This window comes from Levilactobacillus koreensis JCM 16448 (assembly GCF_001435525.1).
In the GTDB taxonomy this organism is placed as follows: Bacteria; Bacillota; Bacilli; order Lactobacillales; family Lactobacillaceae; genus Levilactobacillus; species Levilactobacillus koreensis.
In genome coordinates this window covers 1-233 of the sequence record NZ_AZDP01000109.1, presented here as the reverse complement: position 1 = coordinate 233, position 233 = coordinate 1, and the positions used below count along the sequence as shown (strand labels likewise).

The 233-nt window shown below is 51.1% G+C and carries 1 protein-coding gene; it reads right to left on the bottom strand.

Annotation, left to right across the window (positions count from 1 at the left end):
- Positions 1-41 precede the first annotated feature (41 nt).
- The coding region (locus FC99_RS14235) for a hypothetical protein (RefSeq protein ID WP_235805908.1) at positions 42-233 on the bottom strand (192 nt) is incomplete at its 5' end.

Genomic DNA, 233 nt, shown 5'->3' with positions numbered 1-233 from the left:
ACTATCATATCGTGGATTTGCCGCCAATCCTAGACGGTCAATTATTGGGTGCTTACGGGGGCCCTCCTTATAGGCAACAATAGTACTTGCATGGAATCGTCCGAATCTGCACGTCCATTTTGTTTCTGACGCCACCCGGTCGCCAGGTCCACTGTCGCTGCGGTCATGCGCCCGTTCTTTTTTGCACAAAAAAAGAACCCAATCACTGGGTTCTTTCGTTCGCGTGGCAACGT